Origin of the sequence: Nonomuraea mesophila (genome assembly GCF_004352805.1) — a bacterium.
GTDB lineage: Bacteria > Actinomycetota > Actinomycetes > Streptosporangiales > Streptosporangiaceae > Nonomuraea > Nonomuraea longispora.
The window spans coordinates 1-6,833 of the sequence record NZ_SMLD01000281.1 but is presented as its reverse complement, the minus strand read 5'-3'; the positions used below and the strand labels follow the sequence as shown (position 1 = coordinate 6,833).

8 protein-coding genes and 1 pseudogene are annotated in these 6,833 nt (G+C 67.3%); 1 reads left to right on the top strand and 8 read right to left on the bottom strand.

Going from position 1 to position 6,833, the window contains the following annotated elements:
* The 5 genes and pseudogenes from E1295_RS46265 to E1295_RS46245 all read right to left on the bottom strand — a co-directional run.
* Window positions 1-820: pseudogene (locus tag E1295_RS46265) on the bottom strand (DNA-directed RNA polymerase subunit beta); the annotation flags it as partial.
* Window positions 821-1,254: 434 nt separating this feature from the next.
* The gene (locus E1295_RS46260; protein WP_166427763.1) at window positions 1,255-1,752 is read right to left on the bottom strand and encodes a hypothetical protein; all 498 of its coding nucleotides are present in this window, start codon (window positions 1,750-1,752) and stop codon (window positions 1,255-1,257) included.
* Window positions 1,749-2,249, bottom strand: coding sequence for a hypothetical protein (locus E1295_RS46255; RefSeq protein ID WP_132641485.1), 501 nt, complete (start codon window positions 2,247-2,249; stop codon window positions 1,749-1,751). The genes E1295_RS46260 and E1295_RS46255 overlap by 4 nt, the downstream gene beginning before the upstream one ends.
* A gap of 193 nt (window positions 2,250-2,442) precedes the next feature.
* Window positions 2,443-3,444, bottom strand: coding sequence for an ABC transporter ATP-binding protein (locus E1295_RS46250; RefSeq protein WP_132641483.1), 1,002 nt, complete (start codon window positions 3,442-3,444; stop codon window positions 2,443-2,445).
* A gap of 89 nt (window positions 3,445-3,533) precedes the next feature.
* Window positions 3,534-4,097, bottom strand: coding sequence for a TetR/AcrR family transcriptional regulator (locus E1295_RS46245; RefSeq protein WP_132641481.1), 564 nt, complete (start codon window positions 4,095-4,097; stop codon window positions 3,534-3,536).
* 86 nt (window positions 4,098-4,183) lie between these two features.
* Between E1295_RS46245 and E1295_RS46240 the strand changes: the two genes are divergently transcribed.
* A complete protein-coding gene (locus tag E1295_RS46240; protein WP_132641479.1) occupies window positions 4,184-4,579 on the top strand; it encodes a nuclear transport factor 2 family protein in 396 nt (131 codons plus the stop codon).
* A gap of 74 nt (window positions 4,580-4,653) precedes the next feature.
* Here the strand turns inward: E1295_RS46240 and rplL are convergent, their stop codons facing one another.
* The 3 genes from rplL to E1295_RS46225 all read right to left on the bottom strand — a co-directional run bounded on the left by rplL (window position 4,654) and on the right by E1295_RS46225 (window position 6,701).
* Window positions 4,654-5,049, bottom strand: a complete 396-nt coding sequence (gene rplL, locus E1295_RS46235; protein WP_132518411.1) for a 50S ribosomal protein L7/L12 — start codon at window positions 5,047-5,049, stop codon at window positions 4,654-4,656.
* A gap of 69 nt (window positions 5,050-5,118) precedes the next feature.
* The gene (gene rplJ / locus E1295_RS46230) at window positions 5,119-5,643 is read right to left on the bottom strand and encodes a 50S ribosomal protein L10 (RefSeq protein WP_132641477.1); all 525 of its coding nucleotides are present in this window, start codon (window positions 5,641-5,643) and stop codon (window positions 5,119-5,121) included.
* A gap of 239 nt (window positions 5,644-5,882) precedes the next feature.
* The gene (locus E1295_RS46225; protein WP_246081203.1) at window positions 5,883-6,701 is read right to left on the bottom strand and encodes an SCO4651 family lipoprotein; all 819 of its coding nucleotides are present in this window, start codon (window positions 6,699-6,701) and stop codon (window positions 5,883-5,885) included.
* Window positions 6,702-6,833: the final 132 nt, after the last annotated feature.

Genomic DNA, 6,833 nt, shown 5'->3' with positions numbered 1-6,833 from the left:
ACTCCTTGGTCGGCGGCTCACCCGGCCGCAGCTTGCGGTAGATGTCGAGCAGGGCGTCATCCTGGCCGGCCGTGTGGTCCTTCTCCAGGGTGGCCCGCATCGACTCGTAGCGGCCGAAACGCTCGAGGATCTTCTCGCTGGTCCACCCCAGTGCCTTGAGAAGCACGGTGACGGCCTGCTTGCGCTTGCGGTCGATGCGCACACCGACGCTGTCGCGCTTGTCGATCTCGAACTCCAGCCAGGCACCCCGGGACGGGATGACCTTGCAGCCGTAGAGATCCTTGTCGGACGTCTTGTCGACGTTGCGTTCGAAGTAGACGCCCGGGGAACGGACCAGCTGGGAGACCACGACACGCTCGGTGCCGTTGATGATGAAGGTGCCCTTCGGCGTCATGAGCGGGAAGTCGCCCATGAACACCGTCTGGCTCTTGATCTCACCGGTGGTGTTATTGATGAACTCCGCCGTCACGAACATCGGGGCGGAGAAGGTCATGTCCTTGTCTTTGCACTCGTCTACGGAGTACTTCGGCGGCTCGAACCGGTGGTCGCGGAACGACAAGGACATGGTCCCCGAGAAGTCCTCGATCGGACTGATCTCTTCGAAGATCTCTTCGAGACCCGACTGGGTCGGGACGTCCCTGCGCCCGGCCTGGCGAGCCGCCTCTACCCGGGCCTTCCACTTCTCGTTGCCGAGCAGCCAATCGAACGACTCGGTCTGCAGGGCGAGAAGGTCAGGAACTTCGAGAGGCTCCTGGATGCGCGAAAAAGACACGCGACGGGGACCAGCGGGTACGGCGGAGGCGTTGCGCGAGGCTGCCAACAGATGTCCTTCCGAGGGCTCGCGGCGGACTGACTACACGCACGCCAGACAACCTCGCAACGTGAGCAAGCATCACGGGTCGTCAAAGGGCAGCGCAAAGGGGCAGTGTAGCCGAACGGCACACGCCTGTCCACTTCGCTCTCGCTGCATGCTCCACGTTGGTCGCAGCATCGCCCGTTCAGGCGGATACGTCAAGCCCACAAGCGCGACTTTTAGCCGACTAGGGGCCCGGACGCTGGGTTTTCTCCCCTGTGTGACCGATCGCCTACCGCCAGGCCCAAGACGATACCCGCGAACGGGGGCGGTTAACGCTCTGTCACACCGAGGGCCGAACCCATGCCGGCAACCGGTGTAGCTGTGACTGAGGTACCCGTGGCTTTGACTGCACTAAACCTGTTTTTTGATAACAATTGAAGAAGCGGCGCGCCGGAGGGTCAGGCGGTCCCGAGCAGGGTCGACAGATCGGCCACCAGCCATCGCGACTCTTGCCGAACCATCACCAACCTTGCCCGGTTCTGGGTGAACCCTTGCTGGAGCCCGTCCTCGCCGGAGGCCTCTTTGACCGTACCCATGTTCACGATCAGCAGAACCTCCACGCGGCCGGCTTCCGCCCGCTCGACCCCGGCCCCCGCCACGGACACGGTCTGGACGATCTTCTGAGCCTTCGCCCTGGACACGAGGCTCGTGTTCAGCTGCCCGTAGTAGGAGCTCAGCTCCCCCGTGGTGTGCGCCCTCGCGCGTGCCAGGTCCTTCTCCACCGTGCGGTAGTCGTACGAGAGCAGGTCGGGCGCCGCCCGCCTGGCGGCGGTGAGCGCCTGCGCGGCGGCCTCGTCGGCGGCGCGCAGGTCACGCAGCTCGAACCACATCACCGGGACCGCCACCCCCGCCGCCGCCACGAGGAGGCCGAGCAGCACGATCGCGAAGACCCTCACGTGACCTGCACCGCCTTCGACACCAGCCAGGAGCCCGCGGTTCTGGTCAGGTCCATCGACCACCGGTAGTAGCGCTCCTGCGGCGGGTTGTCCGAGCCCTCCCAGCGGATCTCCACGTCGGCCACGACGAGGACCTTGGCGCCGGTCTCCGTCAGTGACACCAGCCCGGTCGCGCGCAGGACGCCGTGCTGGACCACCTTGTTGGCGACGGTGGTCGAGCGGAGCCTGCCGGCGTCGGCCTCGTAGCCGGCCCTGGCCGGCCCGGTGGAGGTGTCGAGGATGCGCTTCATGCCGTCGTCGACGCTGCGGTGGTCGAGCGAGATCAGGCTGAGCGCGTGGGTGCCGGCCGCCCGCAGCACGGTCTGCCTGTCGGCCGCCCTGGCCTGCTCGGCGCGCGTCTGCACGACGATCCACACGCCCGTGCCCACGAGCGCCACCAGCAGCCCGCCCAGCGCCGCGATGAGGATGCGAGCGGGTCGTGCCGCGAGCCCTGCCACGACGCGCTCACCCCTTCCCCTGGCCGGTCCGCCGGATCATAACCCGGCACTCGCGCGGGGAGCCCCTGAACCAACCGAGGCGGCATAACGCCCACCCCGATCGAATCAACCGAAACCCACGAATGCCCCTGTACGGGCCTGAGGGCCACGCTGAGGCACCGGCAGCGCGCGTCGCCTCCCGGAAGCCCGCCCGCTATCGCGTGCCGTGGAGATGGGCGTTGACCAGGCGTGGATACTCCTCCAGCCAGTTGCGGCCACGCTCGTCCACGAACGAACCCCGCGGCGGGATCACGCCGTTGGCCGCCAGCCACGCGCCGGGCGGCCGCTGGCTGTGGCGGATCGAGTTGTCGCTCGGCATGAGCTGCGGCGGGATCGGCGGCAGCGCGCCGGGGTCGTGTCCCAGCTGCGCCTCGGCCTCCAGCTCCGTGATGTCCTTCTCCTCGGACATGCCGATCGGCCCGTGTTTCCTGGCGTTGAGGAACTGGCGTACCACCGGCTCGTCGCTCGACAACAACATCTCGCGCGGGCCGAACATCACCAGCTCGCGTCTGAAGAGCAGCCCGATGTTGTCGGGGACCGTACGGGCGGTGTTGATGTCGTGGGTCACGATCAGGAACGTCGCCTCGATCTCGGCGTTGAGGTCGACGATGAGCTGGTTGAGGTAGGCGGTGCGTACGGGATCGAGGCCGGAGTCGGGCTCGTCGAACAGGATGATCTCGGGGTCGAGCACCAGCGCCCTGGCCAGCCCCGCCCGCTTGCGCATGCCGCCGGAGATCTCCCCCGGCAGCTTCGACTCGGCGCCGAGCAGCCCGACGAGCTCCATCTTCTCCATGACGATCGCGCGGATCTGGCTCTCGGACTTCTTGGTGTGCTCGCGCAGCGGGAAGGCGATGTTGTCGTAGAGGCTGAGCGAGCCGAACAGGGCACCGTCCTGGAAGAGCACGCCGAAGAGCCTGCGCAGTTCGTACAGTCTGCCCTCGTCGCAGTGGGCGAGGTCGTAGCCGTCGATCCAGATGTGGCCGCGGTCGGGCCTGAGCAGGCCGACGAGCGACTTGAGGAAGACCGACTTGCCGGTGCCCGAGGGGCCGAGCAGCACGGAGATCTCGCCGGGCGGGAGGGTGAGCGAGACGTCCTCCCAGATGACCTGCCGACCGAACGACTTGGTCAACCCGTCGACCACGACTTCGACGCCCACTGGCCACCTCGGCATTTCCGGGGATGTGGCCTTACCGTAACGGCGATCCGCCGTGGCGAGACCCCATCCGGCAACTTGTTACGGGCCGGTTATGAGACGTCGGGTCCAGTAAGGGCCCGCAGGCCGGGACGGAGCAGCCGGGCGAGCTCCTCCGGCGGCGCCTCGCACAGTTCGTCGAGTTCGAGCAGCCGGTGGCCCACGGTCACGCCGACCATGACCGTCATGACCAGCGCCGCGCGCAGGCGTGCGTCCTCGCCTGGGATGGATTCCGCGAGCCGGTCGATCTGCGCCCCGAGCGTTCGCCGCGCCGACGCGGCGGCCTCGGGGTGCGTGAGCATCGAACGCATCATGGCCAGCGAGCTCTGCGGCATCTCGCCCAGCTTCACGCCGAGGGTGGCCAGCAGCCGCTCGACCAGGTCATCGCCGCCGGCGGCCGTGTCGGTGTCCACCACGCGCACGGCCTGCTGGAAGAGCTCCTGCTTGCTGCCGAAATATTGCATCACGAGGGCGGGGTCGACCTCGGCCGACCTGGCGATGGCCCTGATCGTGGCGCGCTCGTAGCCGACGTCGGCGAACAACGCCCTGGCCGCGTCGAGGATCCGTCCTTCGGTCCTGCGCCGCCGCTCGGCCCGGGGAAGCATCTTCTCGCCCATCGATCCGACCCTACATGCGTTGACATTCCTCCCCCTCTTGGCTCTACGCTTGTTGAGTCAACGTGCGTTGAGCGAAAGGTGCGAGCATGTCCATCGAAGAGATCGTCACGGGTTACCACGCGGCGATGTCGCACAAGTCCCCTGACGAGCTGGCCGGTCTCTATGCGGAGAACGGGCTGCACGAGTTCCCGTTCGGCGAATTGCCGCCGTTCAGGGGACGGGAGGAGATCCGTACGGGCTACCGCGGCATGTGGGGCGCGATGCCCTTCGCGGTGCGGGAGGTGCGGCGGCGGGCTCTGCTGCGTACCGACGACCAGGAGGTCGTGGTCGTCGAGCAGGACACCCTCGTCGAGGTCGGCGAGGAGCTGATCACGGTGCCCGGTCTGCTGGTGCTCAGGATCAGGGACGGCGAGATCGTCCACGCCAGGGACTACATGGACACCAGCGCCATCGCGCGGGTCGAGTCCGCGGCCTCCCCGTGAACGCGAAAAGAGGCGGACGCACCCGGCACCAGGGTGCAGCCGCCTCTTTCCTGAAGAGCGTGTGCGAAGGGAAGTTACTTCACGGTGACGGTGGCGCCGGCGCCCTCGAGGGCAGCCTTGGCCTTCTCCGCCTGCTCCTTGTTGACCTTGCCGTCGAAGACGGGCTTGGGAGCGCCGTCGACCAGGTCCTTGGCCTCCTTGAGGCCCAGGGACGTCAGGGCGCGGATCTCCTTGATGACCTGGATCTTCTTGTCGCCGGCGGCCTCGAGGACGACGTCGAACTCGTCCTGCTCCTCGGCGGCGGGGGCCTCGGCGCCGGCGCCACCGGCGGCGGGGGCGGCAGCGACCGCGACGGGCGCGGCGGCCTTGACGTCGAAGACCTCTTCGAACTGCTTCACGAACTCGGACAGCTCGAGGAGGGTCATCTCCTTGAACGCGTCGAGCAGCTCGTCGGTGCTGAGCTTCGCCATGATGGTTTCCTTACGTTAGGACGTGCTGAGAACTAGGAACGGGACCGCGGAGTTGCGGCAACCCCCGTGTTACTCGCCCGCCTCTTCGCGCTTCGCGCGCAGGGCGTCGGCCAGCTGAGCCATGTTGGTCGGCAGCGCGGCGAACACCGCGGCAGCGGCGCTCTGCTTCGCCTTCATGGCACCGGCCAGCTTCGCGAGGAGGACCTCGCGGGACTCGAGGTCGGCGAGCTTGGTGATCTCGGTGGCGTCGAGCGTCCTGCCGTCGAGGACACCGCCCTTGATCACCAGAAGGGGATTGACCTTGGCGAAGTCACGCAGACCCTTGGCCGCCTCGACAACGTCGCCGTTGACGAACGCGATCGCCGTCGGGCCGGTGAGCAGGCTGTCGAGGCCCGCGAGGCCGGCCTCGCCGGCCGCGAGCTTGGTCAGGGTGTTCTTCGCCACGGCGAACTTCGCATTCTCACCGAGAGAGGTGCGCAGCTCCTTGAGCTGGGCGACGGTGAGACCGCGGTACTCGGTCAGAACGGCGGCAGCGCTGCCCTCGAACTCGCTCTTGAGCTCGGCAACCGCTGTCGCCTTATCCGCCCTCGCCATGGGCCTCCTTCCAGATGTGCCACCGGCGAAGGCGCCCCGACATGAGAACAGCCCCGAGCGCAGGGCGCACGGGGCTCACACACACGGATCACACCATGTGGGAAACTCGCATCACACCTGCGCGGGCCGTCCACATGACGTGGATCCTTCGGTCGCCAGGTTTTGAGGCACCTGACGACGACCGGCGGTCTTCGGCACCGACCAGACTACGCGCTGGCCGCCGAGTTTCCAAATCGTTCTCAGTTGGTCTTGCCCTTGGGCAGCTCTCCCACCTGGTCGGCGGGCGGAGCCTCGATGGCGACCGGCTCGTTGAAGCCCTTGAAGAACAAGGTGGCGTCCAGCGCGCCGCCCTCCTTCGAGCCGTTCAGCGCCAGCTTGCGGGGCAGGCCGTCCGCGGCCACCCAGATGTCGAACTTGACGTCCTTCAGCTCCGCCAGGCCCTCCTTGGCCTGCTCCTGCTTGTCGGCGGGCAGCTGCTGAACGGCCGCGTCGACCGGGAACGTGCCGCTGTAGTGGGTGGTGTCCTCGCCGTTGACGCTCTCGTTCCCGACCGACTGCACGTCCTGCGAGGCCGTGACGAGCTTGGTCATGTTGCCCAGGTCGAACTGCTGGATCTGGGTGAGGACCTGGTTGACCTGGTTGGAATCACCCATCTCGCCGAGCGGGACCTTGATCCACGGCTTGGTGGCGCCCACCATCTTGTTGAGCGCCTCGACCTTGATGTAGACGGTGTCGCCCTGGAGCACGGCACGCGCGCCGCCCGGCAGGCTCTGGCCGCCCATGTCGGCGCTGTCGAGGGTGAGGTCGACGGCCAGCTGCGGCTTGCTCTGGTAGAGCATGCGGCCCTGCATCTTGCCGGACCCCTCCTGCGGATGGGTCATGGTGACGACGGCGTCCACCGTGTAGCTGCTCACCTCCGCGGTCTTCTGCGCGGCCTGCGAGAGGACCTCCGAGGCGGCCAGGTTGACCTGGATGGGCTGGGCGTTCGATCCACAACCGGCGACCGCTGCCACGACGAGCGCGGCGCCGGCCGCGGAGAGACTTATGCGCTTCAGCATGTTTTGACCTTACGTTCAAGTACGCCGCCGTGGCGCTTTCCCCTGACATATAAGGGAAAACCCAGGGTTATCCCCCACACTCTCCACACATCTCCTTCACATGTGGTGCCCCGCCACCCGATCCCCCACGCC

Coding starts and splice junctions, on each gene's coding strand:
- E1295_RS46245 (WP_132641481.1), bottom strand. CDS start 4,097: ATGGGCGAGAAGATGCTTCCCCGGGCCGAGCGGCGGCGCAGGACCGAA.
- E1295_RS46240 (WP_132641479.1), top strand. CDS start 4,184: ATGTCCATCGAAGAGATCGTCACGGGTTACCACGCGGCGATGTCGCAC.
- rplL (WP_132518411.1), bottom strand. CDS start 5,049: ATGGCGAAGCTCAGCACCGACGAGCTGCTCGACGCGTTCAAGGAGATG.
- rplJ (WP_132641477.1), bottom strand. CDS start 5,643: ATGGCGAGGGCGGATAAGGCGACAGCGGTTGCCGAGCTCAAGAGCGAG.
- E1295_RS46225 (WP_246081203.1), bottom strand. CDS start 6,701: ATGCTGAAGCGCATAAGTCTCTCCGCGGCCGGCGCCGCGCTCGTCGTG.